This window comes from Micromonospora sp. CA-248089 (assembly GCF_050948515.1).
Taxonomy (GTDB): Bacteria; Actinomycetota; Actinomycetes; order Mycobacteriales; family Micromonosporaceae; genus Micromonospora.
Map to the genome: position 1 here is coordinate 92,475 of NZ_CP192016.1, position 26,165 is coordinate 118,639.

At 71.3% G+C, this 26,165-nt stretch carries 29 protein-coding genes, 1 tRNA gene, 1 pseudogene and 1 riboswitch; of the genes and pseudogenes, 18 read left to right on the top strand and 13 right to left on the bottom strand.

The features are described 5' to 3' along the window. Nucleotides 1-36 precede the first annotated feature (36 nt). Nucleotides 37-714 carry a GOLPH3/VPS74 family protein gene (locus ACQP26_RS00455; protein ID WP_433494645.1) on the bottom strand — a complete coding sequence of 226 codons (678 nt, stop codon included), beginning with the start codon at nt 712-714 and terminating at the stop codon, nt 37-39. Nucleotides 715-796: 82 nt separating this feature from the next. Here ACQP26_RS00455 and ACQP26_RS00460 point away from each other — a divergent pair, with 82 nt between their 5' ends. The 3 genes from ACQP26_RS00460 to ACQP26_RS00470 all read left to right on the top strand — a co-directional run bounded on the left by ACQP26_RS00460 (nt 797) and on the right by ACQP26_RS00470 (nt 4,282). After that, entirely contained in the window at nt 797-2,104 is a 1,308-nt protein-coding gene (locus ACQP26_RS00460; protein WP_433494646.1) for a hemolysin family protein, read from the top strand. Then, complete coding sequence (locus ACQP26_RS00465) at nt 2,097-3,101, top strand: hemolysin family protein (RefSeq protein ID WP_433494647.1); 1,005 nt, start codon at nt 2,097-2,099, stop codon at nt 3,099-3,101. Before ACQP26_RS00460 ends, ACQP26_RS00465 begins: the two co-directional genes overlap by 8 nt. Nucleotides 3,102-3,271: 170 nt before the next feature. After that, a complete protein-coding gene (locus ACQP26_RS00470) occupies nt 3,272-4,282 on the top strand; it encodes a C40 family peptidase (RefSeq protein ID WP_433494648.1) in 1,011 nt (336 codons plus the stop codon). 65 nt (nt 4,283-4,347) lie between these two features. On the opposite strand, the gene ACQP26_RS00475 is transcribed toward ACQP26_RS00470, so the two are convergent. After that, nucleotides 4,348-6,381, bottom strand: a complete 2,034-nt coding sequence (locus ACQP26_RS00475; RefSeq protein ID WP_433494649.1) for an N-acetylmuramoyl-L-alanine amidase — start codon at nt 6,379-6,381, stop codon at nt 4,348-4,350. A gap of 238 nt (nt 6,382-6,619) precedes the next feature. Then, a riboswitch (cyclic di-AMP (ydaO/yuaA leader) is annotated at nt 6,620-6,754 on the top strand. A gap of 13 nt (nt 6,755-6,767) precedes the next feature. On the opposite strand from ACQP26_RS00475, the gene ACQP26_RS00480 reads away from it, so the two are divergent. Next, nucleotides 6,768-7,799, top strand: coding sequence for an NlpC/P60 family protein (locus ACQP26_RS00480; RefSeq protein ID WP_269703194.1), 1,032 nt, complete (start codon nt 6,768-6,770; stop codon nt 7,797-7,799). Nucleotides 7,800-7,837: 38 nt separating this feature from the next. Here ACQP26_RS00480 and ACQP26_RS00485 read toward each other — a convergent pair whose 3' ends face one another. Then, the gene (locus tag ACQP26_RS00485) at nt 7,838-8,746 is read right to left on the bottom strand and encodes an IS5 family transposase (RefSeq protein ID WP_433494144.1); all 909 of its coding nucleotides are present in this window, start codon (nt 8,744-8,746) and stop codon (nt 7,838-7,840) included. Between the two features lie 159 nt (nt 8,747-8,905). Beyond that, the gene (dcd, locus tag ACQP26_RS00490) at nt 8,906-9,484 is read right to left on the bottom strand and encodes a dCTP deaminase (protein WP_269703193.1); all 579 of its coding nucleotides are present in this window, start codon (nt 9,482-9,484) and stop codon (nt 8,906-8,908) included. A gap of 78 nt (nt 9,485-9,562) precedes the next feature. On the opposite strand from dcd, the gene ACQP26_RS00495 reads away from it, so the two are divergent. Further along, the gene (locus tag ACQP26_RS00495; protein WP_269703192.1) at nt 9,563-10,108 is read left to right on the top strand and encodes a pyridoxamine 5'-phosphate oxidase family protein; all 546 of its coding nucleotides are present in this window, start codon (nt 9,563-9,565) and stop codon (nt 10,106-10,108) included. A 67-nt stretch (nt 10,109-10,175) separates the two neighbouring features. Here ACQP26_RS00495 and ACQP26_RS00500 read toward each other — a convergent pair whose 3' ends face one another. Continuing rightward, a complete protein-coding gene (locus ACQP26_RS00500; RefSeq protein ID WP_269703191.1) occupies nt 10,176-11,168 on the bottom strand; it encodes a zinc metalloprotease in 993 nt (330 codons plus the stop codon). Nucleotides 11,169-11,438: 270 nt separating this feature from the next. Between ACQP26_RS00500 and ACQP26_RS00505 the strand changes: the two genes are divergently transcribed. Next, nucleotides 11,439-11,512 (top strand) — tRNA-Gly (locus ACQP26_RS00505). Between the two features lie 194 nt (nt 11,513-11,706). Here the strand turns inward: ACQP26_RS00505 and ACQP26_RS00510 are convergent. Then, nucleotides 11,707-11,925 (bottom strand): hypothetical protein, encoded by a 219-nt coding sequence (locus ACQP26_RS00510; RefSeq protein ID WP_269703190.1) that lies wholly within the window; start codon nt 11,923-11,925, stop codon nt 11,707-11,709. Between the two features lie 498 nt (nt 11,926-12,423). On the opposite strand from ACQP26_RS00510, the pseudogene ACQP26_RS00515 reads away from it, so the two are divergent. Further along, nucleotides 12,424-12,728 (top strand): annotated as a pseudogene (locus ACQP26_RS00515) (helix-turn-helix domain-containing protein); the annotation flags it as partial. A 54-nt stretch (nt 12,729-12,782) separates the two neighbouring features. Here ACQP26_RS00515 and ACQP26_RS00520 read toward each other — a convergent pair. Then, the gene (locus ACQP26_RS00520; RefSeq protein WP_269703189.1) at nt 12,783-13,085 is read right to left on the bottom strand and encodes a hypothetical protein; all 303 of its coding nucleotides are present in this window, start codon (nt 13,083-13,085) and stop codon (nt 12,783-12,785) included. A gap of 77 nt (nt 13,086-13,162) precedes the next feature. Here ACQP26_RS00520 and ACQP26_RS00525 point away from each other — a divergent pair, with 77 nt between their 5' ends. Continuing rightward, the gene (locus ACQP26_RS00525) at nt 13,163-13,774 is read left to right on the top strand and encodes a dihydrofolate reductase family protein (protein ID WP_433494650.1); all 612 of its coding nucleotides are present in this window, start codon (nt 13,163-13,165) and stop codon (nt 13,772-13,774) included. Here ACQP26_RS00525 and ACQP26_RS00530 read toward each other — a convergent pair. Both ACQP26_RS00530 and ACQP26_RS00535 read right to left on the bottom strand, forming a co-directional pair. Further along, nucleotides 13,753-14,259, bottom strand: coding sequence for a GNAT family N-acetyltransferase (locus ACQP26_RS00530; RefSeq protein ID WP_269703187.1), 507 nt, complete (start codon nt 14,257-14,259; stop codon nt 13,753-13,755). The two genes, ACQP26_RS00525 and ACQP26_RS00530, sit on opposite strands and share 22 nt — an antisense overlap. Nucleotides 14,260-14,268: 9 nt before the next feature. Beyond that, on the bottom strand, nt 14,269-14,664 hold the full coding sequence (locus tag ACQP26_RS00535) for a VOC family protein (protein WP_433494651.1): 396 nt from the start codon (nt 14,662-14,664) through the stop codon (nt 14,269-14,271). Between the two features lie 87 nt (nt 14,665-14,751). Here ACQP26_RS00535 and ACQP26_RS00540 point away from each other — a divergent pair, with 87 nt between their 5' ends. From ACQP26_RS00540 to ACQP26_RS00555, 4 genes are all read left to right on the top strand, one after another. Next, nucleotides 14,752-15,645 carry a LysR family transcriptional regulator gene (locus ACQP26_RS00540; protein ID WP_433494652.1) on the top strand — a complete coding sequence of 298 codons (894 nt, stop codon included), beginning with the start codon at nt 14,752-14,754 and terminating at the stop codon, nt 15,643-15,645. A gap of 32 nt (nt 15,646-15,677) precedes the next feature. After that, a complete protein-coding gene (locus ACQP26_RS00545; protein WP_433494653.1) occupies nt 15,678-16,244 on the top strand; it encodes an NUDIX hydrolase in 567 nt (188 codons plus the stop codon). Between the two features lie 76 nt (nt 16,245-16,320). Then, complete coding sequence (locus tag ACQP26_RS00550) at nt 16,321-17,373, top strand: MerR family transcriptional regulator (protein WP_433494654.1); 1,053 nt, start codon at nt 16,321-16,323, stop codon at nt 17,371-17,373. A 20-nt stretch (nt 17,374-17,393) separates the two neighbouring features. After that, nucleotides 17,394-18,305, top strand: coding sequence for an LLM class flavin-dependent oxidoreductase (locus ACQP26_RS00555; RefSeq protein WP_269706953.1), 912 nt, complete (start codon nt 17,394-17,396; stop codon nt 18,303-18,305). Here ACQP26_RS00555 and ACQP26_RS00560 read toward each other — a convergent pair. Together ACQP26_RS00560 and ACQP26_RS00565 are read right to left on the bottom strand one after the other, a co-directional pair. Then, nucleotides 18,302-18,715 (bottom strand): ASCH domain-containing protein, encoded by a 414-nt coding sequence (locus ACQP26_RS00560; RefSeq protein WP_433494655.1) that lies wholly within the window; start codon nt 18,713-18,715, stop codon nt 18,302-18,304. The genes ACQP26_RS00555 and ACQP26_RS00560 overlap by 4 nt on opposite strands. 53 nt (nt 18,716-18,768) lie before the next feature. Next, nucleotides 18,769-19,308, bottom strand: coding sequence for a phosphoribosyltransferase family protein (locus ACQP26_RS00565; protein ID WP_281579397.1), 540 nt, complete (start codon nt 19,306-19,308; stop codon nt 18,769-18,771). Nucleotides 19,309-19,498: 190 nt separating this feature from the next. Here ACQP26_RS00565 and ACQP26_RS00570 point away from each other — a divergent pair, with 190 nt between their 5' ends. The 4 genes from ACQP26_RS00570 (at nt 19,499) to ACQP26_RS00585 (ending at nt 23,754) form a co-directional block, all read left to right on the top strand. Next, a complete protein-coding gene (locus ACQP26_RS00570; protein WP_281579396.1) occupies nt 19,499-20,131 on the top strand; it encodes a septal ring lytic transglycosylase RlpA family protein in 633 nt (210 codons plus the stop codon). 68 nt (nt 20,132-20,199) lie between these two features. Then, entirely contained in the window at nt 20,200-21,327 is a 1,128-nt protein-coding gene (locus tag ACQP26_RS00575) for a PP2C family protein-serine/threonine phosphatase (RefSeq protein WP_269703178.1), read from the top strand. A 116-nt stretch (nt 21,328-21,443) separates the two neighbouring features. Next, on the top strand, nt 21,444-23,300 hold the full coding sequence (locus tag ACQP26_RS00580; protein ID WP_281579395.1) for an acyl-CoA dehydrogenase: 1,857 nt from the start codon (nt 21,444-21,446) through the stop codon (nt 23,298-23,300). Between the two features lie 184 nt (nt 23,301-23,484). Next, entirely contained in the window at nt 23,485-23,754 is a 270-nt protein-coding gene (locus ACQP26_RS00585; RefSeq protein ID WP_013283345.1) for a DUF6458 family protein, read from the top strand. A gap of 6 nt (nt 23,755-23,760) precedes the next feature. Here ACQP26_RS00585 and ACQP26_RS00590 read toward each other — a convergent pair whose 3' ends face one another. Further along, complete coding sequence (locus ACQP26_RS00590) at nt 23,761-24,627, bottom strand: aldo/keto reductase family oxidoreductase (protein ID WP_433494656.1); 867 nt, start codon at nt 24,625-24,627, stop codon at nt 23,761-23,763. 129 nt (nt 24,628-24,756) lie between these two features. Between ACQP26_RS00590 and ACQP26_RS00595 the strand changes: the two genes are divergently transcribed. After that, a complete protein-coding gene (locus ACQP26_RS00595; protein ID WP_433494657.1) occupies nt 24,757-25,167 on the top strand; it encodes a winged helix-turn-helix transcriptional regulator in 411 nt (136 codons plus the stop codon). A gap of 9 nt (nt 25,168-25,176) precedes the next feature. On the opposite strand, the gene ACQP26_RS00600 is transcribed toward ACQP26_RS00595, so the two are convergent. Continuing rightward, on the bottom strand, nt 25,177-25,713 hold the full coding sequence (locus ACQP26_RS00600) for a SixA phosphatase family protein (RefSeq protein WP_433494658.1): 537 nt from the start codon (nt 25,711-25,713) through the stop codon (nt 25,177-25,179). A gap of 117 nt (nt 25,714-25,830) precedes the next feature. On the opposite strand from ACQP26_RS00600, the gene ACQP26_RS00605 reads away from it, so the two are divergent. Next, nucleotides 25,831-26,121: a DUF6458 family protein gene (locus ACQP26_RS00605; protein ID WP_091413749.1), complete on the top strand. Its 291-nt coding sequence runs from the start codon at nt 25,831-25,833 to the stop codon at nt 26,119-26,121. Nucleotides 26,122-26,165: the final 44 nt, after the last annotated feature.

Here is a 26,165-nt window from a genome sequence, read left to right on the forward strand (position 1 = left end):
GGCGGCGGCACCCGAGCGGTGCCGCCGCCGTCGCGTTCAGCTGGTCGTGGTGGTCATGATGGCGGCGCTCGTCCCGGCCGTCATCGCGATCATCAGCGCGGCCTGCATCTCCTCGATCGCCTTCCTGGTGGCGGCCGACGCCCAGTCACCGGCGGCGATCTCCTCGATGCGCGCCTTGACCCGCTCCTTCGGCATCTCGCGGAAGATCTTGCGGTCGAGGCCGACCGCGCGGGTCAGCGTGAGCAGCGCGGCGGTCCGGGCGTCGACCGGGCCGTCGGTGGTGAGCGCCGTCGCCATCCGCTCCCGGGCCGCGGTCTCCACCGCCGGCTCCGCGCCGGTCGGCGAGGGATAGCGGGTACGCGGGAAGACCAGCAGCACCCGGTCGGACTCCCGGCGCAGGATTCCGGCGTCGACGAGCCCGCCGAGCACCCGGTCCGGTAGGCCCCTGGCGAGCTTGCCGATCCAGTCCTTCGGCTTGCGGGGGCGGCCGGACCCCACAGTCGCCAGCGCCTCGTCCAGCAGCGGTACGCCGGTCGGCGCGGGATCGGTGACCACGAGCCGCTTGTCCACCACCTCCACCCGGCCGGCCAGAGCCAGTTCCAGCAGCACCGCCCCGGCGAGGCCGTAGCCGAGGTGCGGACTGCCGAGCCGGTTCGCGCCGTCGTCGTCGTAGGCGAGCAGGACCAGTTCGTCGGTGAGCAGCAGGCCGTCCATGCGTCCCACGCTACGGGGGGCCCGCCATCGGCGCGCGCGTGCCACAATCACGCGCATCGACGGCCTTCTGCTTCTGACGCTGTTGCCACTGGTCGGTTTCGTGCTGCTGACCGCCGGCAACGCCTTCTTCGTCGCGGCCGAGTTCGCCCTGGTCACCGTCGACCGGGCGGAGATCGACAGGCGGGCCGACGAAGGCGACGGCCGGGCCGTCACGGTCCGCCGCGCGCTGCGTGAGTTGTCCTTTCAGCTCTCCGGCGCGCAGCTCGGGATCACGCTCACCGCGTTGCTCACCGGCTACCTGGCCGAGCCCGCCCTGGCCCGGATCTTCGCGCCGCTGCTGCATCCGCTCGGCGGCGCGGAACGCTTCTCCGGCCTGCTCGCGCTGGCGCTGGCCACGCTCATCTCGATGCTGTTCGGCGAGCTGGTGCCGAAGAACCTGGCGCTGGCCCGCCCGATGCCCGCGGCGCTCGCCACCGCCGCGCCGATGCGAGCCTTCTCCCGCACGTTCGGCTGGCTGATCCGGCTGCTGAACGAATCCGCGAACCGGCTGGTGCGCCGCCTCGGCGTGGAGCCGCAGGAGGAGCTGGCGAGCGCCCGTTCCCCGGAGGAGTTGGGGTTGCTCGCCGCCATCTCGGCCCGGGCCGGCGCGCTGCCGCCGGACACCGCGATGCTGCTGCGCCGCACCATCCGTTTCGGCGACAAGCGGGCGGCCGAGGCGATGACGCCCCGGGTGGACGTCACCGCGCTGCGCGCCACCGCGACGGTGGCGGAGTTGCTGGAGGCGTCCCGGCTGACCGGCCGGACCCGGTTCCCGGTCTACGAGGAGACGCTCGACCTGGTCACCGGCGTCGCCGGGGTACCCGACGCGCTGGGGGTGCCGCTGGCCCACCGGGCCGCCACCACAGTCGCCTCGGTGGCCCGGGAACCGGTGTACGTCCCGGAGAGCCTGAACCTGAACGGGGTGCTGGCCGCGCTGAAGGCCGCCGGGGCGGACCTGGCGATCGTGGTGGACGAGTACGGCGGCACCGACGGCGTGGTGACTGTGGAAGACCTCGTGGAGGAGCTGGTCGGTGAGATCGCCGACGAGTTCGACCCGGACGCGGTGGACGGCTTCGGGCCGGCGGAGCTGACAGTGCCCGGCGGCGAGCGAACGGTCCTGACCGAAGGTGTGCTGCGCGCCGACGAGCTGGTCGAGCAGACCGGGTTCCGGCTGCCCGACGGGCCGTACGAGACGCTCGGCGGGTTCCTCATGGCGCGGCTCGGCCACATCCCGCTGCCGGGCGAGACGGTCGACGAGGCCGGCTACGAGTTCACTGTGGTGGAGGTCGACCGGCACCGGATCGAGCAGGTGCGGGTGGTGCGCCCCGAGGAGCCCGACGACGGTGCCTGAACTCCTCCTGGCAGTGGTTCTGCTGCTCGGCAACGCCTTCTTCGTGGGCAGCGAGTTCGCGCTGATCGCCTCCCGGCGTACGGTGATCGAACCGCTGGCGGCGACGTCGAAGCGGGCCCGGCTGGCGCTGGCGGCGATGAACCAGATCCCGCTGATGATCGCCGGGGCGCAGCTCGGCATCACCGTGTGCTCACTCGGCCTCGGCGCGATCGCCGAGCCGGCACTCGCCCACCTGCTGGAGCCGGCGTTCGCCGCTATCGCGCTGCCCGCCTCGGCGGTGCACCCGGTGTCGTTCGTCATCGCGCTGGCGGTGGTGGTGTTCCTGCACACCGTGGTCGGCGAGATGGTGCCGAAGAACATCACCCTGGCCGGTCCGGAGCCGTCGGCGCTCTGGCTCGGCCCGGCCATGCTGGCGTTCTGCCTGGCCACCAAACCGCTGCTGCTGACGATGAAGTGGGCGTCCCGGCAGGTGCTGCGGTGGTGGCGGGTGGAGGCGACCGACGCGGTGAAGACCGTGTTCACGGCCGAGGAACTGGCCGGCCTGGTGTCGCAGGCGCGTACCGAGGGGTTGCTGGACGCCGAGGAGCACGCCCGGATCACCGGCGCGCTGGCCCTGCACAGCCGTACCGCGGCGGACGCACTGCAGCCCTGGTCCACGGTGACCACGGTGGCCGAGGACGTCTCACCGGCGTCGCTGGAGGTGCTGGGAACCCGTACCGGCCGGTCCCGCTTCCCGGTGGTGCAGCGGGCCACCCGCCGGGTGCTCGGTTTCGTGCACGTGAAGGACGTGCTCGGGTACGCGGGGGCGAGCCGCCGGGCACCGGTGCCGGCCGACATCTACCGGCCGCTGGCGGTGGTGCCACCGGACCGTACGCTCGCCGATCTGCTGCTCGCGATGCGCCGCGAACGCCGCCACATGGTGCTGGTCAGCGACGGACGCCGGCCGATGGGTGTGGTGACGCTCGACGACGTATTGACAGCCATCGTCGGAAGATGAATTGAATACCCTTGGTGTGCAACCGATTGCGGATACGTGATTGAACAAACGGTCGCCTTGATTCCATCGGGCGCCTTCCCTAATGTGGGGCACCGACCGCTGTGGGTCGTCTGCCTCGACCTTCCCTCTCGCGAGGCGCCCGGCGGTCGGTTGCAAAGGAGTCCGTGCCGGTGGCAACCACGCCCCCTCAACGTCACGCCCCGAGCGCTCCACCCGGCCGGCGGGCCGGGTTCCAACGGGTGGTACGCCGTCTGGTCACCCTGGTCGCGGCCGCCGCGGTCGGCGCCGGCATGCTGACGGCCCCGGCGTACGCGGCGCCGTCCGTGGACGAGATCGACGCGCAGATCGACAAGCAGTGGGAGCAGCTCGAGCCCACCATCGAGCAGTTCAACAAGGTCCGCTCGCAGCTCCGCGCCAACCAGAAGAAGTCCAAGGCGCTGAAGGACAAGATGGTGCCGCTGGAGCTCGCCTCCACGCTCGCCATGAACAAGGTCGGCGACATCGCGGCCCGGTACTACATCCAGGGCCCGTCGCAGGAGCTGGGCGCGCTGCTGGTGAACACCAAGCCGGGCACGCTGGCCGAGCAGCTGGTCATGCTGGACCGGATCGCCGACGACCAGCGCCGCCAGATCGCCGGTGTGCTCAAGGTGCGCGACGAGTACAACAAGCAGAAGGAAAAGCTCGACGCGCTGATCGCGCTGGAGATCAAGCAGCAGAACGACCTCGCGGCGAAGAAGAAGCAGATCGACTCGGAGATCAAGCGGCTGACCGCCATGCTCCCCGTGACCTCGATCCGCCCGGCGGGCTGCCCCAAGATCGACGGTGTGGTGAGCAGCGCCGCGCGGACCGCCATCAAGACGGCGTGCGCCCAGGTCGGCGACCCGTACGTGTGGGGCGCCACCGGCCCGAACTCGTTCGACTGCTCCGGCCTCACCCAGTACGCGTACAAGGCGGCCGGCATCTCGCTGACCCACTTCACCGGTGCTCAATGGAACGAGGGCCGCAGGGTCTCCCGTTCCGAGGCACGCCCCGGTGACCTGGTGTTCTTCGGCTCCGACCTGCATCACGTCGGGCTCTATCTCGGCAACGGGGTGATGGTGCACGCGCCACGTACCGGTAAACCGGTCCAGGTGTCGAGCATCAACACCCAGCCACTGGCCGGTTTCGTCCGGGTCAGCTGACAGCGGTCACACCGAAAGGCCCCCGGTCCGCAGGGACCGGGGGCCTTCGCGTGTTCGCGGAATGGTCAGCGCGGCGCGCCGACGGGGGACGGCAGCACCAGCACGTCGTCCAGGTTCACGAACATGATCCGGTGACCGAACTGGACCTGCACGTACCGGTTCTTGCCGCGGACCACGGTCCGGTCACCCGGTGCCGAACCGTCGAACGAGACCGCCCGGTAGTACTCGCCGGGCAGCACCCCGCCCACCGCGTACCGCTGGCCGGCGGCGAACGTGTACTGCAGCGGCGAGATGGTCTGGTACGGGATGGTGTCCGGGTAGGCGGCCTGCTCCGGGTAGGCCCGCCCGTACACCGGGATGGTGGCCTTGCCGGGCCGCGGCGTCACCACGAAGCCGGTGGCCCACTTGGCGGTCGGCGCGGAGGCCGGGTTGAGGAACCAGGCCTTCTGGCCGAGGTACCAGATCGCCGTCCAGTCGCCCTGCCGGCCGGCGAGCGCGTACGTCTGGCCGGCGGAGGCGCGGGCGCCGTGGTCGGAGATGTACATCGTGTCCGGCGTGCCGTCCGGGCGCAGCCCGAGGTCGTTGACCAGCGGGGCGTCCGGGCTCGGCGCAGTCCGCAGGATCACCGACGAGGAACCGCGCGACGGGCACGGCTCGGCCGGCGGCCGGGGCGTCGGGACGCCGGGCGGCTGCTGGTTGCAGCCGGTGAACGTCGGCCGGTTGGTGGCGAAGTCCGGGTCGATGGTGACCAGGCCGGTACGGGGCGTGCCGGTGCCGCGGAACGGCGCCTTCATCAGGTCGAAGTAGTGCGACCAGTCCCAGTACGGTCCCGGGTCCCAGTGCATCCCGCCCACGTTGGCGGCGGTGATGCCGGGCACGTTGTCGTGGCCGATGATGTGCTGCCGGTCCATCGGGATGCCGAACTTCAGCGCCAGGTGACGCACCAGCTTGGCGGAGGTGCGGTACATCGCCTCGGTGTACCAGGTGCCCTGACCGGCGAAGCCCTCGTGCTCCAGGCCGATGGACTTCGCGTTGACGTACCAGTTGCCGGCGTGCCAGCCGACGTCCTTGGTCTTGATGTGCTGGGCGATGTAGCCGTCCACCGAGCGCAGCGTGTAGTGCCAGCCCAGGTAGTCGGCCCGCTTCACCAGGTCGACGCTCGGGCCGAAGTAGCCCTCGGTGTCGTGGATGACGATGTACTCGATCTTCTGCTGCTTCGGCCGGTCGGCCAGGTCGTGGTTGCCGTAGTCGCCCGGGTCGTCGCTGAGCTGCTCGTACGGCGCCGGAATCCACTCGCAGGCGAGCCGGACGGGGCACTCCAGTCCGTCCGGCCGCTGTGCGTTGCGCAGGCCGAGGCGGGCCAGCCTAAAGCGGTCCGGCGTCGCTGCGCTGGCGGCGAGCGTGACCCGCTGACCGTCGTCGGTGGTCCGGCTGGCGCCCTGGCCGAGCTGGTCGTACACCTCGTCGGCGAAGGCCGCCGCGGCGTCGGAGGTGTCCGCGCCGGAGTACCGGGCCACCGCGCCGTACCAGGCCGCCGGGTCGGTGCCGGCACCGACCGGCCCACCCAGAGCCTTCTGGTACGACGCCAGCAGCGCCGCCCCACCGCGGATGTTCGCGGCCGGGTCGGTCCGCAGCGTGCGCGCGTCGAGCCCGGTGAGCGCGGCTGCCGCGTCGAGCGTCTGGAGCGAGGCGCTCGGCAGCGGCGTCTCCCGCTTCGGCGCGGCCGCGGTGGCCGGGTCGAGCTTCAGCGGGCGGGCGTCGTCGCCGCGCGGGTCCTCGTCCTCGTCGACGTGGGCGCTGCCCGGCGTGGCGAGGATGTGGGCGGCGTCGGTCAGGTGCATCGGGCCGTAGCCGCCGCTGGTGCTCGGCTGCCCCGGGTGGGTGTCCCAGCGGGACTCCAGATAGGAGACGCCGAGCAGCACGTTCTGCGGTACGCCGTACTCGGCCGCGGCGGCGGCGTATTGTTGTTGCCTGTCGCTCGCGGGCGCGGACGTGTCCGGCGCGGCGGTCACCGGGCCGGTCGTCGCCAGCGCGGTGGCTGTCGCCACGGCGGCGGCGAGCAGTATCCGTCTGCCCGACGGCGGGGCGGAGAGGAGCATCGAACCTCCTGGACAGGGATGGGGGTCACTGCGTCTCCACCCTCACTCCGCACACCCGCAAGGGTCAATACCTTTCCACTGAGTAATCAGCCTTGAAAGAAAACTTCACCTCCGCCCGGGATGCGGCCCTTCATCGCGTACGGAGTGTCACCGCGCTGGAAGTTGCGGATCGATAACGGTGGTCCCTACTCTGGTGAATCGTCGGCCGCACGTCTCACCGTCCAACCCGGTCGGTGACGGTCCGACACCGCCGAGTCGCCCACGGGCGAGCCGGGGAACCAGGTACCTGGGGTGAATCCGCAGCGATGCGGTAGGGCGGCTCCCTTCCCGCCCGAATCCGTCAGCTAACCCGGTAGGCGGTACGGAAGAAGGAGTACGGACGCCCGGTGGCACTCCATGCCCCGCGGCCGTCGTCGAACCGGTCCACCGACCGGTCCAGCGTCGCGCCGCGTTCCCGCTGGTCCCGCTTCACCACCGCCCTCGCCGCGCTGGTCGGCACCGCCGTCGTTCTGACCGGCGGCGCGACTGCGGCACACGCCGAACCCTCGGTCGCCGAGATCGAGGCCCAGATCGACCGCGACTGGAACAAGCTCGAACCGGTCATCGAACAGGTCAACGCCGTACGCGAGCAGCTCGCCGCGCGGCGCAAGCAGGCCGACGCCCTCGGCCGGCAGATCGCACCCCTCCAGGCCCGGGTGGACGCCGCCCTCGGCCAGGTCGGCGGGCTCGCCGCCGACGCCTACAAGGGCGACAACCTCTCCACCGTCAACGCGCTGCTGGGCAGCCGCTCACCGGGAGACCTGGTGAACGGCCTGGAACTGCTCGACCGCTTCGCGCACCGCCAGCACGAGCAGGTGCGCTCCGTCGCCGCGCTGCGCGACGAACTGGCGGCGAAGAAGAAGCCGCTGGACGAGATGATCGCCGGGCTGGCCCGTACCGAGGCCCAGCTCGCGGCAAAGAAGAAGCAGATCGACGCCGAGATCGCCCGGCTGCAGAAGCTGCGGCTCAAGGTGTACGGCAAGGGCGGCGGCGGTCCGCTGCGCCCGGCACCCTGCCCGGCCGGCTACCCCGGTGGCGCGGCCGGAGCGGCGGTCAAGTTCGCCTGCGCCCAGATCGGCAAGATCTATGTCTGGGGCGCGGCCGGGCCCGACCACTTCGACTGCTCCGGCCTGACCATGGCAGCCTGGGCCAAGGGCGGCGTCTCGCTGCCGCACAACGCACGCCAGCAGCACGGGATGACGAAGCGGATCAGCCGCGCCGAGCTGCGCGCCGGTGACCTCGTCTTCTACTACAGCGACCTGCACCACGTGGCGATGTACGTGGGTGACGGCTGGGTGGTGCACGCCTCCCAGTCCGGCAAGCCCATCACGATGAAGCGCGTCGACGACGGCGACATCAACAGCTTCGGCCGCGTGTAAGGAAGGGCCCCCTCTTAGTGAGTGTTTGAGATTCCGGCTCAGGTGTGGGTTGCCTGGGCCGGTTTCGTGTGTCGGGCCAGGCGGGTGACCATGACGTGGATCATGGCCCAGGTAACGAAGGCGGCGTGGCTGGCCGGTAGGCGTTCGTAGTCGCGGACGCAGCGGCGTTTCTTGCTGATCCAGGCGAAGGTGCGTTCGACGACCCAGCGGCGGGGCAGCACGACGAAGGTGTGTTGTCCGGGGAGTTTGTGGACCAGGTGCACGGTGAGGTCGAGGGCGTGGCGGGCCCAGGTGCTCAGGGTGCCGATGTAGCCGCCGTCTGCCCAGAGCAGGCGCAGGCGGGGGTGGAACAGCCGGGTGCGCCAGAGCAGGTCCCGGGCGATGGTGCGGTCGTTGACGTGCGCGCCGGTGATCATGACGGCCAGGAGTAGGCCCATGGTGTCCACGACGATGTGGCGTTTACGGCCGTTGACCTTCTTCGCCACGTCGAAACCGCGGCTGTGTCGGGGCACGGTGTCCGCGGCGCGCACCGACTGAGAATCGATCGCTCCGGCGCTGGGATGCGCGTGCCGTCCGGCGGCGGTACGGCACTGCTCCCGCAACCGGTCGTGCAGACGCATCAACGTGTGGTCATCGCGCCATCGAGCGAACCACCAGTACACCGTCCCCGGGGGCGGGAACTCCCGCGGCAGGGCCCGCCACGGACAACCGGTGCAGGCCACATACAAGATCGCCGTGACGATCGCCCGCATCGGATGCGACGGCGGCCGCCCCCGCCGACCGACCGACACCGGCGTGACCAGCGGCGCGATCAACGCCCACTGCGCATCGGTCAGATCACCGGGATACCGCCGCCGCACCGCCCGTTCCCGCTCCCGCCGCACCCGCTGCGACGGATAACGGCGGGGCGACGCGGACGGCGTGACAGTGATCGGGTACAACGTCATCAGAAGGCCCTCGGTATGGAAACGGTTGGCTCGACACCACCGGACCTACCGAGGGCCTTCCCTCACCTCAACCCAACACGCCGCCGCACCCCAAATCTCAAACACTCACTTAACGCCTCCGGTAGAGGAGGGGGCCCTTATTAACAACTTCGGGCGCCGTCAGCGCGTCGGCCAGGTACGCCAGTTCTGCCAGGACCGGCTCGGCGTCGGTCCGCGCTGCCCCTGGTAACGCGAGCCGTAGACGGCCGAACCGTACGGGTGCTCGGCCGGCGAGGAGAGCCGGAAGATGCAGAGCTGGCCGATCTTCATGCCCGGCCAGAGCGTGATCGGCAGGTTCGCCACGTTCGACAGCTCCAGCGTGACGTGGCCGGAGAAGCCCGGGTCGATGAAGCCGGCGGTCGAGTGCGTCAGCAGCCCCAGCCGCCCCAGGCTCGACTTGCCCTCCAGCCGGCCGGCGAGCTGGTCACCGAGCGAGATCACCTCGAGCGTGGAGGCGAGCACGAACTCGCCCGGGTGCAGCACGAACGGCTGCCCCTCCGGCACCTCCACCATCGAAGTCAGGTCGTCCTGCTGGATCGACGGGTCGATGTGCGTGTAGAGGTGGTTGTTGAAGACCCGGAACAGCCGGTCCAGGCGTACGTCGATGCTCGACGGCTGCACCAGCGTGGGCTCGAAGGGCTCCAGTGCGAGCGTGCCGGCCTTGATCTCGGAGACCAGGTCGCGGTCGGAGAGCAGCATCGGAACACCATAGCGACCGGTATGGGTGACCTGCGTGTCGCACTACATCTTCGTACACGTGTTCGATAGAGTGTCCACATGGCTTCCTGGTCCGAATTCGCCGCCGACGAGCCCCGCCTCGCCGACGAGATCCGCCTCCTGATGCAGCAGTACGGGCCGGGCTTCGGCTACCTCGCCACGGTCCGCGCCGACGGCGGCCCCCGAGTCCATCCGGTCTCTCCGGTGATCACCGCCGACGGGCTCTGGTGCTTCGTCATCGACTCACCGAAGCGCCGCGACCTCGAACGCGACGGTCGCTACGCGCTGCACTCGTTCCCGCCGGAGGAGAGCGACGACGAGGCGTACATCGCGGGGCGCGCGCGGCCGGTGACCGACCCGGCCACGGTGACGCGGCTGGCCCGGATCGCCCGCGCGTCGCCGCGGGGCGACTGGCGGCTGTTCGAGTTCACGGTCGAGGTGGCGATGCTGACCCGGCGCGACCCGGTGGCCCAGCCCGGCGCCGCCCCGCCGCAGGTGCGGGTGTGGCTCGATCCGCGCGGCGACGCGCCGGCCCGGCGCGACCCGCTCGCCGCCGAGGGCCGGCGGGGCCGGCACGGCTTCGACACCCGCCGCCCGGCCGCCTGACCCGGCCCACGACGAACGGTGCCGGCCCGTCCGAGGACAGGGCCGGCACCGGTACGCGGTACGACGGTCAGGCTGCGCGGTAGGCGTTCCACGCGGTGAGCATGCGGCTCGCCTGGCCGGCGGTGAACTGGTACATGCAGGAGTCGTACGTGTAGTCCATGAAGTTGGTGATCGGGTCCTTGCCGGCGGTCGAGCAGGTGTCGCGGCCGGTCGGGCACTGGTACGCCGGCGACGCCTCGGCCGGGGTGTCGGAGACGCTGTCGCCCGAGCCGGAGCAGCCGCCCTGGAAGGTGTGGTAGAGGTTCAGCCAGTGGCCGACCTCGTGGGTGCCGGTGTCACCCTGGTTGTAGTTGGTCGCGGTGCCGCCGGGCAGCGACTCGTTCAGCACCACCACGCCGTCCATCTTGTCCAGCGTGCGCTTCGGGAACGTCGCCCAGCCCAGCAGGCTGTCGCTCAGCTCGCCGAGGTAGATGTTCAGCGTGTTCTTGCCGCCCACACGCAGCGACGTCTTCATTGAACGCTCGGCGGAGGAGCCCTGCACGATCGGGTACCACGACGGGTTCGTCACCCGGTTGATCTTCGTGAGCTGGAACCCGAAGGCGGTGGCGGCGCCGCCGGTCGAGCCCGCGTACGCCTGGTTCAGCACGGTGATCTGCTGGTTGATCATCGAGTCGGTGATGTTGCCGCCGGCCCGGGTGCTGTTCTCCTGGATGACGTGCACGACGACCGGGATCGTCACGGTGGCCAGCGGGGTGACGGCGCCGGTCCGGAAGTTGGCGCGCTCGCGCTGCGCGGCGGCGAGGTCGGCCTCCCGGTCCTGGACCTGCTTGGCGGTCAGGTGGTTGGGGTCGAGCTTGGCGTTGCCACCCTTGGCGACGCGCGCGTTCGAGTGCTCGTCGGCGTGGGCGTCAGCAGGCTCGGCACACACGTCGGCCGGGGCGGCCGAGAAGGCCGAAGCAGCGGGGACGACGCCGACGGCGGCGGTGCTGAGCAGCAGCGCGAGGGTCGACGTCGCGACACCGGCGGTACGCCGGGTCAGCAGGTTGGGACGAAGTCCCATGGGCCCACCTCTTTCTGACGGCGTGGCAGGGGGTGTGTCACGCCGGTGCGGAAACGTGTGGCAGACGTTACATCCCATCGACGCATTTGAGAACGCCCATACGTTTCCGACGTGCAACTTCGCGCCTGCCGGCTCCGGAGCGTGCTTGATCCACTCCAGTTCGGGGAGGCGGTGGGGGCAACCGCCCCCCGATGCCGCCACCTCGCCGAGGTGGCGCGCGGGCACCTGACTGCACGGGGGTGGGGGGCTTCAGGTAGAGTGGTGCCGCCTGCGGGTGTAGTTCAATGGCAGAACATCAGCTTCCCAAGCTGACAGTGCGGGTTCGATTCCCGTCACCCGCTCCACGCATGGAAGCCCTGGTCAGGACGAGAGTCCCAACCAGGGCTTCCGCGTTGTCAGGGAGCCGAAGCGGGCCATAGGGCCTGTGTCGCGGGAGCGGCCGAGCGACATGGCCGACCGGTTCGACGCTGACCCCGGCGGGTGGGTTCGGCCTGCAGGACGGCCCCCGGACCGACACTGGCGCGAGGGCCGTCCTGGCTCAGAGGATCTGCCGGTTCACCCGGTCCAAGGTGAGAAACGTGGCCAAGGCCAGACTCACCGGCGTGGCCATCTCGGGAAGGTACTGCGCGCTGACCCCGACGGCGGCCGAGATGCCCAGGAAGCCGAGAGTGCGGAGCGGAATTGAGCGCTCCCGTGGCGTAACCTGCGGCTCCGACTGCTGCAACTGTGCAGCAGCATGACGTACCCTGCTCCTCATGCGTTGACCCTTTCCGCACGGATGGCGATTGGTGTTGCGCTTCGGCGGGCGCCCGGGTAGCCGCCCGGGTGCCCGCCTTTCGTATGTGCCGGTGTCGGTTGACCCTGCACGTTGTCCGGGGCCTGGAACTGGGTCCACGCGATGAGCTTGACCTGGGGTCGCAATCTCGCGTGCTCCGGACTCTGAGCACTGTAGTGGGCCGACCGGACAGGAGCGCCTCATCGCACCCGCCCATTACCATCCGAAACGGACACACCAGGGCAATCGCCTCCCAGACTTAAGGAACGCTTTAGAAGCACCCCGAGCCGTGACCTGCGAGCTCTAGCTCGCTTCTGCAGCCGGTCGGCCACCCTCGGCGGCCCGCCTCGGCTTGCGCCGGGCCGCCAACTGATCTTGCAGCTCGGGGGGAGTAGGGCTGACCCCGGTGATCGATGGGTGCGAGGCTCCCGGTAGGACAGCTGTCGACCAAGACTCGAAGCTCCGACCGGGAGCCTCGCCATGCTGTCCTACCCCGTCACGATTCCGTTATCCAGCCACCCTGAACCACTCGCCGGCCGCATCCGCGGACACCGCAAGCAGCGCCGATTCCGGTGGCGGCGCCTCGCCCCGGTCGACAGGCGCTACTGGCTCTCGCCCACCTGCGCAACGGCTACCCCCACACCCGACTCGCGGCCGGCTTCGAGATTGGCGTGGCCACCGCCTGGCGCTACGTGCAGGAAGCGATAACCCTGCTCGCGACGGCCGCCAAACGACCTGGCACCTCCATGGACCGGATCCGCCGGCTGGCGCACGCGATCCTGGACTGAGGAACCCGGTGGCGGTGATCGGTTACGTGACGGAGATCGAGGGTGCGCCCTTCAGGTTGTTCCGGGACGAGTAGAACGGGTCCACTGGCTCAGGCGGATCCAGGTCTGGCCGTCGGCGGGCCGGACCCGCACCGAGTCGCCCAGGTTCAAGGCGGCGAGCACCCCGAAGACGGCGTCCAGGACGGCTCGTCGGTCCGCCGTCACAAGGACGTCGACGTCGAGGTGCGAGCCGTGCTCGCTTGTTCCGGCACCGGTCACCTCGCCGCGCCCGACGAGAGCCTCGTTGAGGGCATCTTCGAGGTCGTCGCGATCGATGTCGATCTGCCCGTCGATGACCAGTTCCACGAAATCCATCACGTACACCTCGGCGATGAGTTGCGGGTCGTTGACGGGTCTGACGGGGAAAGAGCGGAAACCGGAGGAGCAGACCCATGGGCAAGCTGATCGTGACCGAGTTCCTGACCGTTGACGGCGTGGCGCAGGCGCCCGGCGAGCCCGACGAGGACCGCGAGGGCGGCTTCAGCCACGGCGGATGGCAGATGCCACTGCTCGACGACGCGTCCGGCGCGGTGATGTTCCAGCAGGCGAGCAGCATGGACGCGCTGCTGCTCGGCCGCAAGACGTACGACATCTTCGCCGGCTACTGGCCGAAGGCGCCCGCGGAGATCCCCTTCACCGGCCTGCTCAACGGCGTACCGAAGTACGTGGTCAGCCGTACCCTCACCGAGCCGCTGGCCTGGGCGAACTCGTCGCTGGTGTCCGGTGACCTCGCCGAGCGCGTCACCGAGATGAAGGCCCGCCACGACGAGGTGCACGTGATCGGCAGCCTGGACCTGGTGCAGTCGCTGCTGCGCGCCGGTCTCGTGGACCGGCTCAACCTGTGGGTGTACCCGGTGCTGCTCGGCACCGGCAAGCGGCTGTTCGGCGACGGCACGGTGCCGACCGCGCTGCGGCTCACCGAGTCGGTCACCCACGCCCACGGGACGCTCCAGCTGACGTACGAGCCGGCTGGCGCTCCCACCTACGGGGACGCGGCCGCGTAGGGCGCGCGGAGGTCGAGCACGTGCCGCAGGCCGGGCTCCGCGGCCAGCACCACCGGACCGTCGGGTACGAATCCGGCACGCCGGAGCACCGCCAGGGAGGCCGGGTTCGCCAGCGCCGCCGAGGCGACCAGCCGGCGCAGCCCGTACTCGGTGCGGGCCAGTTCGCAGACGCGCCGTACTCCTTCACTCGCGAGCCCGCGCCCGGCGGCGCGTTCGGCCACCCGGTAGCCCAGCTCGGCGCTGCCGTCTGCGACGTCAACCAGGTTGAACCGGCCGAGCACGGTGCCGTGGTCGCCGACCAGCACGTGGAAGTGGCAGGTGCCGCGTTCCTGCTCGTCCAGCAGGGCCGCGTGCCGGGCGGCGTACCCGGTGAAGAAGTCGTCGCCCCGGTCGGGGACGTACCGGGCGAAGTAGGCCCGGTTCTCCCGCTCGAACCGCAGTACGGCGGGCGCGTGGTGGGCGGCGAGTCGTTCCAGCTGCGGCATCGGCTCAGGCTAGGCGCCGGCCGGGTAGCAGCGCAGTTCGATTGTGTTGCCGTCCGGGTCGCTGACGTAGATCGAGGTGGCGGTGCCGCGCGCCCCGAAGCGCGGGACCGGGCCGGTCAGCACGGTGAACACCCCGGAGTCGATCACTCGCTGCCAGTCGACCGGCTCGACCACCAGGCAGAAGTGGTCCACGTTGGACCCGCTCGGGTCGCCCTTGATCAGGTCGATGATGGTGCCGGCGTCGACGCGTACGGAGGGGAAGGGCACCTCGCCGGCCCGCCACCTGTCGACCCGCACCGGGGCCAGGCCGAGCGTGCCGCAGTAGAAGTCGAGGGAGCGCTCGACGTCGCTCACCGAAAGCACGAGGTGGTCGAACCCGGTCACCGTCACGAGATGGTTCTGCATGCCGTCAACCCTGGTCCGCCGGGTGAGCCGGACCAAGCCCGATCCGGACTACGATCGTTGACCCGCAGGCAACGACGGAGGTGCCCGGTGCTGGAGCGGTACGAGGTCGAGACGTTCCTGACCCTGGCCGAGGAGCTGCACTTCGGGCGGACCGCCGAGCGGATGCGGGTGAGCACCGGGCGGGTCAGCCACGTGGTGCGCAAGCTGGAACGCCGGATCGGCGCGCCGCTGTTCGAGCGCACCAGCCGGGTCGTCCGGCTCACCCCGATCGGCGCCCGCCTGGCCGAGGAGATGCGCCCGCTGGTGGCTGGCATCGAGGCGGCGGTCCAGCGGGCCGTCGACGCCGGTCGCGGGCTCACCGGCGAGCTGCGGGTGGCGTACGTCGGTGAGTCGGCAGCCCCGGCGCTGCTGCGCGCGGTGGCCCTGTTCACCGCGCGTCACCCGGACTGCGAGGTGCACGTGCACGAGGCGCCGCTGGCCAGCACCCGGTCGAGCCTGGTGGACGGCACCATCGACGTGCTGATCGCCTCGTACCCCTTCGACGGCATGGCGAACGGCCCGGTGCTGCTGCGCGAGCGCCGGGTGCTCGCGGTGGCCGCGGGCCATCCGCTCGCGGCCGAGGAGTCGGTGTCCCTGGAGGTGCTGGGCGACCATCCGGTGGTGCAGTACCCGGCGGTGACGTCGGCCGCGTTCAAGCAGGACCGCACGCCGGACCGCACGCCCGCGGGCCGGCCGGTGCCGAAGGGGCCGGTGGGCGGCAGCTTCTCCGAGATGCTGGCGCTCGTCGCGCTGGGCCGGGGGGTGCTGCCGGTGGGCGAGCAGACCCGCCAGTTCTACGCCCGCCCCGACGTGGCCTACGTGCCGATCCACGACGCGCCGCCGATCTGTCGCGGTCCGGTGTGGCCGGCCGGGAACACCACGTCCCGGGTACGCGAGTTCGTCCGCGCGGCTGCCGACGCCAACCCGCTGTCGGAGGACTGATCCCGTCGTACCCGGCTGGCAGCATCGGCGAGATGCGGGACGAGATCCGGGCACTGGTCGAGGAGCTACCACCGGGGGACGATCTGGAGGCGCGGCACCGGGAGGCCGCACTGACCTGGCTGGCCGGCACGGAGGACATCTTCCGCCGGGCCAAGCCGCGTACGCCGTCGCCGCACCTGGTCGCGTACTTCCTGCTCCGCGACCCGGCCGATGGCGCGGTGCTGCTGGTCGACCACCGCCTCGCCGGGATGTGGCTGCCCAGCGGCGGTCACGTCGAGCCGGGCGAGCACCCGGCCGACACGGTGCGCCGCGAGCTGCGGGAGGAACTGGGCGTGGCGGCGGTCTTCGCGCCGCCGTTCGGCGAGCGCCCGGCGTTCCTGACCGTCACCGAGACGGTCGGCCCGCCGGAGCTGCGGCACACCGACGTGAGCCTCTGGTACGTGCTGTCCGCCCACCGCGACCAGCGGTTCACGCCCGATCCGGTGGAGTTCGCCGGCATCCGCTGGTGGACGCCGGCCGAGGTGACCGAGGCGCCGGCCGGCACGATCGAGCCGCACCTGGGCCGGATGCTGACCAAACTGGCGGCAGCGACGCCTTGACCCGTCCCCTGCGGCAAGGCCCAGCGTGGTCGGTGCCGGTCGCGGTGACCGGCACGAGGAGCGCGAGGGAGGCACGGTGCGACTGCTGACCATCGGCGCGTTCGCCCGCGCGACCGGCCTGAGCGCCAAGGCGCTGCGCATCTACGACGACTGCGGGCTGCTGCCCCCGGCCGCGGTGGACCCGCACTCGGGCTACCGCTACTACGCGCCGGAGCAGGCGGACCGGGCGCGGCTGATCGCCGGGCTGCGCCGGGCCGGGATGCCGCTGGCCGAGATCCGTACCGTCTGCGGCCTGCCGTCCGCTGCCGCCGCCGAGGCGCTCGACGCGTGGTGGCGGCGGGTCAGCGCGGACACGGCAGCACGCGGCCGGACCGTCGCGCTTCTCGTCGACACGCTCAGCGAGAGGGGCACCACCATGTCCGAGACCACCTTCCGGTACGCGGCACGCTGCGAGACCGGCACGGTCCGCGATTCCAACGAGGACACCGCGTACGCGAGCGCCACGCTGCTCGCGGTCGCCGACGGCGTACGCGGTCCGGCCGGTGCCGCCGCGAGCACCGCCGCGGTGGACGCGCTGCACCCGTTGGAGCAGGCCGACGCGCCGCAGGCCGATCTGCTCGCCGCGCTGGCCGACGCGGCGACCCGGGCCGACCGGGCGGTACGCGCGCACGCCACCGACGCCGACCAGCCCGCCACCACGCTCACCGCGCTCATGCGGCGCGGCACCCGGCTCGCGCTCGTGCACGTCGGGGACAGCCGGGCGTACCTGCTGCGCGGCGGCGAGCTGTCCCGGCTCACGCAGGACCACACGTACGTGCAGACGCTCGTCGACCAGGGACGGCTCACCCCGGCCGAGGCGGGATCGCATCCGCAGCGGGCGCTGCTGGCCCGGGCGCTCGGCGCGGGTGCGGAGGTGGAGGCGGATCTGGCGCTGCGTACCGCGCTGCCCGGCGACCGCTACCTGCTCTGCTCCGACGGTCTCTCCGCCGTGGTGGACCCGGGCGCGCTGCACGCCGAGCTGGCGGAGGCGGACGATCCGGAGACCGCCGTCGAGCGCCTGGTCGAGCTGGCGTACGCGGCCGGCGCGCCGGACAACATCGCCTGCGTGGTCGCCGACCTGGCGGCGTGATCCCCGCGACCCGGGTCGGCATGTCCGACCCGGGTCGTACCCTGGCGATCATGCGAATCGGCATCGTGATCCTGCCCGACCAGCGCTGGTCGGAAGCGCGTCGGCGGTGGGCGCAGGTGGACGAGTGGGGCTTCGACCACGCCTGGACCTACGACCACCTGGGCTGGCGTGACCTGGTCGACGGGCCGTGGTTCGACTCGTGGACGACGTTGACCGCAGCGGCCGGCGTGACCTCCCGGGTGAAGCTCGGCACGCTCGTCGCGTCGCCGAACTTCCGGCACCCGGCGGCGTTCGCCCGGCAGGTGACGGCGCTGGATGACGTGTCCGACGGTCGGGTGCTGCTCGGCCTGGGCGCGGGCGGCATCGGCTTCGACTCGGCGGTGCTCGGCGGCGAGACGCTGCCGCCCCGGCAGCGCGTCGACCGGTTCGCCGAGTTCACCGAGCTGCTCGACGCGATCCTGCGGGAGGACGGCACGACCTGGCGCGGGGAGTGGTTCACCGCTGTGGACGCCCGCAACAACCCGGGGTGCGTCCAGCAGCCCCGGGTGCCGTTCGTGGTGGCCGCGAACGGGCCCCGCTCGATGCGGCTGGTCGCCCGGTTCGGGCAGGGCTGGGTCACCACCGGGCTCGGCGGCGACGACATCGAGGCCTGGTGGGGCACTGTGGCGGAGCTGTCCGACCGGATGACGCGGACGCTGGAGCAGGCCGGCCGTGACCCGGCGACGCTCGACCGCTACCTGTCGCTCGACTCGGCTCCGGTGTTCTCGCTGACCAGTGCCGACTTCCTCGCCGAGCAGGTGGCGCGGGCGGCCCGGCTGGGCTTCACCGACGTGGTGACGCACTGGCCCCGGGCCAGCAGCTGGTACGCCGGCGACGAGGCGGTGCTGGTGGAGGCGGCGGCGCTGCTGCCGGAGCTGCGCCGGGCCGGCTAGGTCCCGACGCTGCCCTCGGTGGAGACCAGCCGGAAGCGGAGGCAGACGATCCGGGTGTCGTCGGTGACCGGGGTGCCCTGCCGGGCCCAGTAGGCGCCGTGGCCCTCGCGCCACTCCTCGATCGACCGATCGCCCTCGCCCTCGGCGCGGGCGAAGTCCCACTGCACGTCGGCGAAGCGCACCACCTCGACGCCCGTCACCTCGATCACGGCGAGGAACTGGTCGTTGTCGTCGACGAGCACCTGCCGCTCGCCGACGTACTCCAGTTCCTCGCCGTCCTCGTCGTATTCCTGCACGAGGCCGGCGGTGGCGGTCTTCACGCCGGAGAGCACGAGGGTGTTGAGCCGGGTGCGCAGCTCGCCGGGCGTGCCGAGGGCGAGTGCGCGCAATCCACCGATGCGGGGCCACATGCCGTCGACGCTACGGCACCGTACCGCCGTGGCTCATCCGGTTTGCCGGCGTCTCACGGCAACTGGTCGCCGGTGAGCAGGGCACGCAGCCTCAGCCGCCCGGCGACCTCGGGCGGGCAGGTCGCGACGAGGGCGGCGGCGCCGATCAGTTCGGCCCCGGCGTCCGCCACGACCTGGCACAGCGCGTCCAGTTGCGCGCCGGTGTCGACCCAGTCGTCGACCAGCAGCACCCGGTCGCCGGGGCCCAGCCGCCGGCCGTCCACGCCGACCCGCAGTTGCCGTCCCCGGTAGTCGGAGGGTGTGTCGGCCCAGCGCGTCGGCCCGACCCGGCGTCGCTCGCCACCGTCCTTGTACGCGGGCAGGAAACCGGCTCCGGTGGCGACCGCGACGAGCGGGCCGAGCAGCAGCCCGGTCACCTCGGGTGCGATCACGACGGTCGGGCGGGCGTCCGGAAACAGCCCGGCCAGCGCCGGCCCGACCTGGGCCAGCACGTCGGGGTCGCGCCACCAGCCGGAGATGTCACTGACCAGGTGGGTGCTGCCCGGCCCGGGGTCGACCCACCGGAACAGCTCGACCAGGCGACGGTTCAGCACGTTTCCATCCTGGCGGATCCACGGTTTCCGTCCTGGCGGATCGGTGGGCCGTTCGGCCGATCGACGGTGGCGTGATCGGCTACACGTACCAGGGTAAATGCGGGCATAGCACCATGATCACGTTGACTTCGGAAGTGCTTCTCTCGTTACGGTCCGGGCCGGTTTGTCAGTTGACGAAAGGACCGGGCCGGTGGCTGCTAGGCACCTTCGTACCCGCAAGTTCTCCTCGCCCGCCGCCATCGCCGCGACCGCGGCGGTCGGTGTGGCCCTCGCGGTCGGCGGTACCGTCGGCGCCGTGCGGCTCACCTCCGCCGAGCCGCCCGCCGAGCCGGCCGTGGTCGAGACGCTGCCCAGCACGCCCGCCCCCACGTCGGCCTCTCCCTCGCCGAGCGCGTCGGCCTCGCCCAGCGCGAGCCTCAGCCCGTCGCCGAAGGCCACCGCCAGCCCGAAGGCGAGCCGTACCCAGGCGGCCTCCCGGAGCAAGGCCCGGACCGCCTCCCCGTCGCCGACGGCGAAGAAGACGAGCAGCCCGAAGGTCGTGGACAGCGGCTCCTGCGGCGCCTCCTTCTACGCCGAGGGTCAGATGACGGCGAACGGCGAGACGTTCAACCCGAACGCGCTGACCGCCGCGCACAAGACGCTGCCGTTCAACACGAAGGTCCGGGTGACCAACCCGGCCAACGGCAAGTCGGTGGTGGTGCGAATCAACGACCGTGGCCCGTTCATCGAGGGCCGGTGCCTGGACCTGTCCCGCGCCGCGTTCGCGACCATCGCCGCCACGAGCCTCGGTCACGTCGACGTCCGGTACGAGGTGCTCGGCTGACCGGCCACTCGGGCAGAACTTCCACGACCGACGGGCCAGGTTCATTCTCCCGCTCACGTCCATCAGGCATGCTGTCCGATGTACGCACGCAACCCTTCCAGCCGGGCCGAGGCCCGCTGAGTCCCGGATCCCGCGCCGGCCTCGGCGCGGCCCTTGCGCTGCTCGCGATCGTGGTCGCCGTGGAACTGGCCGACGGCCGTCCGGCGCACTACCTCGCGCTGATGGTGGTCGCGCCGTTCATCGCGGCGGCGCTGGCGTCCTGGCGAGTGGTGCTCGCGGTGGGCGGGCTGGCCATCGCCCTCGGCATCGGCTTCGCGGTCGCGGAGCGGGGCAGCCCGCTGGTGACAGTCGTCAACGTGACAGCGGTCGGGGTGGCCACCGCGATCGCGGCGGCCACGGCGGCGATGCGCCAGCGTCAGGTGGACCGGATCGCCGAGCTGTCCCGGCTCGCCTCGGTCGCCCAGCAGGCGGTGCTGCGACCGCTCGGCCCGCAGGTCGGCACGCTGGCAGTGGCCGCCCGGTACATCTCCTCCACCGCTACGGCCGAGATCGGCGGGGACCTGTACGAGGTGATGGACACCCCGTACGGCGTCCGCATGATCATCGGTGACGTACGGGGCAAAGGGCTGGACGCCGTTCGCCTGGCCAGCATCGTGCTCGGCTCCTACCGGCACGTCGCGTACGAGCGGGCCGACCTGCGTGCGGTGGTCACCGACCTGGACCGGGCGGTGGCCCGCAACGTCGGCGACGAGGACTTCGTCACCGCGGCCCTGGTCGAGGAGCGCGGCGGCACGCTCACCATCGTCAACTGCGGGCACCCGTCACCGTTGCTGCTGCGCCGGGGCGCGGTGATCCCGCTGGAGCCGCCCGCGCCCGCGCCGCCGCTCGGCTTCATGCCCGTGGTCCGGCCCCGGGTGGAGCGGCTGGAGCCGGGTGACCGGCTGCTGCTGTTCACCGACGGGCTGGGCGAGGCGCGCCGGGACGGCGAATTCTTCCCCACCGCCGACCGCGCCTGGCGGCTGCTCGGTCACGGCACCGTCGCCGACGGGCTGGCCTCGCTGGAGACCGCCCTTGTCGAGTGGGTGCACGGCCGGCTCGACGACGACATCGCGCTGGTCCTGATGGAGTACGTCGGCCCGCGCAGCGCCACCGCCGCCCCGGTTCCGAGCTGGGAGGTCGGCGCCGCCGACGGATGAACGGGAAGTGTGTAATCGCTGTCACTTCCGAGATCCGCTTGTCGTTGCCTACCGGCGAGTAATACAGTCTGGAGTTACTGATCGGTAACACCTGTCCGGAAGCGGGGCCAGCGAGCATGACCCACTACAAGAGCAATGTGCGGGACCTCGAGTTCAACCTGTTCGAGGTATTCGGGGCGGACCGGACGCTCGGCCAGGCTCCGTTCACGGACCTGGACGTCGACACCGCCCGCAGCTTCCTCGGCGAGGTCGACCGTCTCGCCCGCGAGGACCTGGCTGCCAGCTACTCGGACAGCGACCGCAACCCGCCGGTCTTCGACCCGGCGACGTTCACCGCGCCGCTGCCGGAGTCGTTCAAGAAGTCGTACAAGGCGTTCATGGACTCCGAGTTCTGGCGCCTGGACCTGCCGGAGGTCCTGGGCGGCACCAACGCCCCGCGCGCCCTCTGGTGGTCGCTCGCCGAGCTGGTGCTCGGCGCCAACGCCCCGATCTGGATGTACGCCTCCGGCCCGTCCTTCGCCCACGTGCTGCACGTCGAGGGCACCGAGGAGCAGAAGAAGTGGGCCCGGCTGTTCATCGACAAGCAGTGGGGCTCGACCATGGTCCTCACCGAGCCGGACGCCGGCTCGGACGTGGGCGCCGGCCGTACCCGCGCGATCCAGCAGCCGGACGGCTCGTGGCACATCGAGGGCGTGAAGCGCTTCATCACCTCCGGTGAGCACGACCTGAGCGACAACATCGTCCACTACGTGCTGGCCCGTCCGGTCGGCGTCGAGGGCGTCGGCGGCCCGGGCACCAAGGGCCTGTCGCTGTTCGTCGTGCCGAAGTACCACTTCGACCCCGAGACCGGCGAGCTGGGCGAGCGCAACGGCGTCTACGCCACCAACGTCGAGCACAAGATGGGCCTGAAGGTCTCGAACACCTGCGAGGTGACCTTCGGCGAGCACGGCGTACCGGCCAAGGGCTGGCTGCTGGGCGAGAAGCACGACGGCATCCGCCAGATGTTCATGATCATCGAGTACGCCCGGATGCTGGTCGGCACCAAGGCCATCGCCACGCTCTCCACCGGTTACCTGAACGCGCTGGAGTACGCCAAGAACCGGGTGCAGGGCGCCGACCTCACCCAGATGGCCGACAAGACCGCCCCGCGGGTGACCATCACCAACCACCCGGACGTGCGCCGCTCGCTGCTGCTGCAGAAGTCGTACGCCGAGGGCCTGCGCGCGCTGGTCTGCTACACCGCGAGCTGGCAGGACAAGGTCGCGATCGCCGAGGCGGCCGGTGACGAGAAGGCCACCAAGCTGGCCAAGCGGGTCAACGACCTGCTGCTGCCGCTGGTCAAGGGCGTCGGCTCGGAGCGTGCGTACGAGCTGCTCGGCCACGAGTCGCTGCAGACCTACGGCGGTTCCGGCTTCCTCCAGGACTACCCGCTGGAGCAGTACGTCCGCGACGCCAAGATCGACACCCTGTACGAGGGCACCACCGCGATCCAGAGCCTCGACCTGATCTTCCGGAAGATCGTCCGGGACAACGGCAAGGCCCTGATGGCTGTCGCCGCCGAGATCCAGGAGCACATCGCCTCCGAGGCCGGCAACGGCCAGCTCAAGGAGGAGCGTCAGGCGCTCGGCAAGGCGCTCGCCGAGATCCAGAACATCCTCGGCGTGATGACCGGCTGGCTGGGCGAGGCCCAGGGCGGCGACACCCGCGCGCTCTACAAGGTCGGCCTGAGCAGCCGCCGGTTCCTGCTGGCGATCGGTGACCTGGTGGTCGGCTGGCTGCTCCAGAAGCAGGCGGACGTGGCGCTGAAGGCGCTGGCCGGCGAGGTCTCCGCGGCCGACAAGTCCTTCTACACCGGCAAGGTCGCCGCCGCCCGGTTCTTCGCCCGCGAGGTGCTGCCCCGCATCGGCGCCGACCGGCGGATCATCGAGGGCACCGACCTGGAGATCATGGACCTCCCGGAGGAGGCTTTCTGAGCCCTTCCGGGGGCTTTCACCCCTGAAGCGTCACTCTCCCCCTCATGACGACGGCCGGCGGGCACCAGCCCGCCGGCCGTCGTCGTGCGTGCGCCACGGGTGGATAGGCGGGCCGGTGGCGGGTAACCGTCGCGGACCACGACCGAGTACGCCCAAGGCCATCGCACGGGGGAGTGCAGCGCACATGGGCATTGGTAGCGCCATCTTTCTCATCGCGCTCGGCGCGATCATGACCTTCGCCATCCGGGCCAACGTCTGGTGGATCGACCTGCGCGCAGTCGGCTGGGTGTTCATCCTGGCCGGGCTGGGCGTCCTGCTGACCACGCTGTGGTTCTGGCAGGACCGCCGCAAGCGGGCCCGCACGCTCATCGTGGAGGAGAACCGGCTGTCGCATCCGACCGCGATGATGCCGCCGCCGCCCGACCCGCCGCCGCCGACGGCCCCGCCGTCCTGACGCGTCTCAGCGGCCGATCCGGTCCAGCTCGGCGAGGTCGTCGCCGGAGAGCACCAGCCCGGCGCCGGCGATGTTCTCGCGCAGGTGCGCGACGGATTTGGTGCCGGGGATCAGCAGGATGTTCGGCGAGCGCCGCAGCAGCCAGGCCAGGGCGACGCCCATCGGTGTCGCCCCCAGGCGCTCGGCCACCGCCGACAACGCCGAGGACTGCAACGGGGTGAACCCGCCGAGCGGGAAGAACGGCACGTAGGCGACACCCTGCCGGGCCAGTTCGTCGATCAGGTCGTCGTCGTCGCGGTGGGCCAGGTTGTACCGGTTCTGCACACAGGCGATCGGTGCGATGGTCCGTGCCTCGGCGACCTGTTCCGGCGTCACGTTGCTCAGGCCCAGGTGGCGGATCACGCCCTCCTGCTGGAGCGCGACGAGCGTCTCCAGCGCCTCGGCGAGCGAGCCGGGCTTCGGCCCCTCGGCGTCGCCGAGCCGCAGGTTGACCAGGCCGAGCGCGTCCACGCCGAGCGTCTCCAGGTTCTCCCGGACCTGCCGGCGCAGGCTCTGCGGATCCCGGGCCGTGGGCCAGCCGCCCTGCTCGTCCCGGTCCGCGCCGACCTTCGTGACGATGTGCAGCGTCTCCGGGTACGGGTGCAGCGCCTCCCGGATCAGCCGGTTGGTGACGTGCGGCCCGTACGCCGCGCTGGTGTCGATGTGGGTGATGCCGAGCGCGACCGCCTCACGCAGCACGGCCAGGGCGCCCTCGTGGTCGGCCGGTGGTCCCATGACCCAGGGGCCGGCGAGTTGCATCGCGCCGTAGCCGAACCGGGTGACGGTCAGGTCGCCCAGCGTCCAGGTGCCGCCGGGAAGGGTGGTGCGGGCCATGCGTGTACCTCTCGTCGTTTTCGCGACGCCGCCGGATCGCGGCGCCCGGCCTCCACTATCAGCGTGTAACTTTCCATCGGGAAGTAGGCACCTCAAAGTGCGTAGCTCACCGAGGCGGCAGGAGCAGAGATGAGCAAGGCCGAGTACGACGCGTTCCTGGCCGGGTGCCCCAGCCGGCAACTGCTCGACCGGATCACCGACAAGTGGGTCACGCTGGTGCTGGCCGCGTTGCGCAGCGACGGCTCGCACCGGTTCGGGGCGGACTGCGCGGGCGAGCCGCGCCCGAGGCGATACTCCGAGCTGTTCCGCACGCTCCCCGGGGTCAGCCAGAAGATGCTCACCCAGACGCTGCGCGCCCTGGAACGCGACGGCATGATCACCCGCACCGTGGAGCCGACGGTGCCGGTGACTGTCACCTACGAGCTGACCGACCTCGGGTACTCCCTGCACGAGATGATCCGCGGCTTGAAGTCCTGGGCGGAGGCGCACATGGACGACGTGCTCGCCAACCGGGCGGCGTACGACACCCGCGTCGGCTGAGGCCGGCCCTCAGGCGCGCGCGGTGTGGCGGCCGGTGATCGGCGCGTTCCCCGGCGCGAGGTCGGCCCAGCGGGTCGTCGGCCGGTGCACCACCAGGTCGGTGGTCCGCAGCCCGTCCGGGTCGGCCCGCTGCGGATCGAGCAGCGCCGACAGCAGGGAGATCCCCGGGTTGTGGGCGACCAGCAGCACCGTCCCGGCGGCCGGGTCGACCGTCCACAGCAGTTCCAGCAGCTGATCCGGAAGCGCGTCGTACGCGGTCACCTCGTATCGCACCGCGGGAGCCGGGCCCGCGGGACCGCCCTCCGGCGGGGCACCGCTCATGCCCATCGCCACGTCGTGCCAGGTCTGCCGGGTGCGCCGGGCGGGCGAGCAGAGGACTACGTCGGGGAGCAGGGCGTGCCGGGCCAGCCAGGCGCCCGCGGTGGCGGCGTCGGCGTGCCCCCGCGCGGTGAGCGACCGTTCCGCGTCCGGGAGGTCCCCGGACTGCTCGGCCTTGGCGTGCCGCAGCAGCACCAGCGTCCGCTGCCCGTTCCTGCCGTCCGTCATACCGCCCAGCTTGCCTGATTGACGATCAAAGCGCCTGGGTATGTCGATGAGTGCCGCTACCTCATCCATGGCCGCGGCGGGCAGGAAACGCCAGCAGGACGCCAAGGAGGCGACGTCATGGGCATCGGTGCCAGCATCTTCCTCATCGCGCTCGGCGCGATCTTCGCGTTCGCCGTCGACGCCAATCTCGGATGGCTGAACCTCAACGTGGTGGGCTGGGTGCTCATGCTCGCCGGCGTCGCCGGCCTGCTCACCACGCTCTACTTCTGGAACAGCCGCCGCCGCGTGGTGGCCGCTCCGGTACGCGAGCAGGTCGTGGCCGAGCCGGTGGTGCCGGTGCGCGACGACCGCGTCGTACGCGAGGAGTACCGCGAGGTGCGCCGTCCGGGCTCGGGCTACCCGGCCTGACCCCCGAGAACCCGAGGGCCCCGCAACGGTGCGGGGCCCTCGCG

Coding starts and splice junctions, on each gene's coding strand:
- ACQP26_RS00485 (WP_433494144.1), bottom strand. CDS start 8,746: ATGACGTTGTACCCGATCACTGTCACGCCGTCCGCGTCGCCCCGCCGT.
- ACQP26_RS00595 (WP_433494657.1), top strand. CDS start 24,757: ATGAGCAAGGCCGAGTACGACGCGTTCCTGGCCGGGTGCCCCAGCCGG.
- ACQP26_RS00535 (WP_433494651.1), bottom strand. CDS start 14,664: ATGCAGAACCATCTCGTGACGGTGACCGGGTTCGACCACCTCGTGCTT.
- ACQP26_RS00580 (WP_281579395.1), top strand. CDS start 21,444: ATGACCCACTACAAGAGCAATGTGCGGGACCTCGAGTTCAACCTGTTC.
- ACQP26_RS00530 (WP_269703187.1), bottom strand. CDS start 14,259: ATGCCGCAGCTGGAACGACTCGCCGCCCACCACGCGCCCGCCGTACTG.
- ACQP26_RS00575 (WP_269703178.1), top strand. CDS start 20,200: ATGCTGTCCGATGTACGCACGCAACCCTTCCAGCCGGGCCGAGGCCCG.
- ACQP26_RS00585 (WP_013283345.1), top strand. CDS start 23,485: ATGGGCATTGGTAGCGCCATCTTTCTCATCGCGCTCGGCGCGATCATG.
- ACQP26_RS00510 (WP_269703190.1), bottom strand. CDS start 11,925: ATGAGGAGCAGGGTACGTCATGCTGCTGCACAGTTGCAGCAGTCGGAG.
- ACQP26_RS00500 (WP_269703191.1), bottom strand. CDS start 11,168: ATGGGACTTCGTCCCAACCTGCTGACCCGGCGTACCGCCGGTGTCGCG.
- ACQP26_RS00520 (WP_269703189.1), bottom strand. CDS start 13,085: ATGGATTTCGTGGAACTGGTCATCGACGGGCAGATCGACATCGATCGC.
- ACQP26_RS00560 (WP_433494655.1), bottom strand. CDS start 18,715: ATGTGGCCCCGCATCGGTGGATTGCGCGCACTCGCCCTCGGCACGCCC.
- ACQP26_RS00545 (WP_433494653.1), top strand. CDS start 15,678: ATGCGGGACGAGATCCGGGCACTGGTCGAGGAGCTACCACCGGGGGAC.
- ACQP26_RS00590 (WP_433494656.1), bottom strand. CDS start 24,627: ATGGCCCGCACCACCCTTCCCGGCGGCACCTGGACGCTGGGCGACCTG.
- ACQP26_RS00455 (WP_433494645.1), bottom strand. CDS start 714: ATGGACGGCCTGCTGCTCACCGACGAACTGGTCCTGCTCGCCTACGAC.
- ACQP26_RS00495 (WP_269703192.1), top strand. CDS start 9,563: ATGGCTTCCTGGTCCGAATTCGCCGCCGACGAGCCCCGCCTCGCCGAC.
- ACQP26_RS00600 (WP_433494658.1), bottom strand. CDS start 25,713: ATGACGGACGGCAGGAACGGGCAGCGGACGCTGGTGCTGCTGCGGCAC.
- ACQP26_RS00605 (WP_091413749.1), top strand. CDS start 25,831: ATGGGCATCGGTGCCAGCATCTTCCTCATCGCGCTCGGCGCGATCTTC.
- dcd (WP_269703193.1), bottom strand. CDS start 9,484: ATGCTGCTCTCCGACCGCGACCTGGTCTCCGAGATCAAGGCCGGCACG.
- ACQP26_RS00525 (WP_433494650.1), top strand. CDS start 13,163: ATGGGCAAGCTGATCGTGACCGAGTTCCTGACCGTTGACGGCGTGGCG.
- ACQP26_RS00475 (WP_433494649.1), bottom strand. CDS start 6,381: ATGCTCCTCTCCGCCCCGCCGTCGGGCAGACGGATACTGCTCGCCGCC.
- ACQP26_RS00555 (WP_269706953.1), top strand. CDS start 17,394: ATGTCCGACCCGGGTCGTACCCTGGCGATCATGCGAATCGGCATCGTG.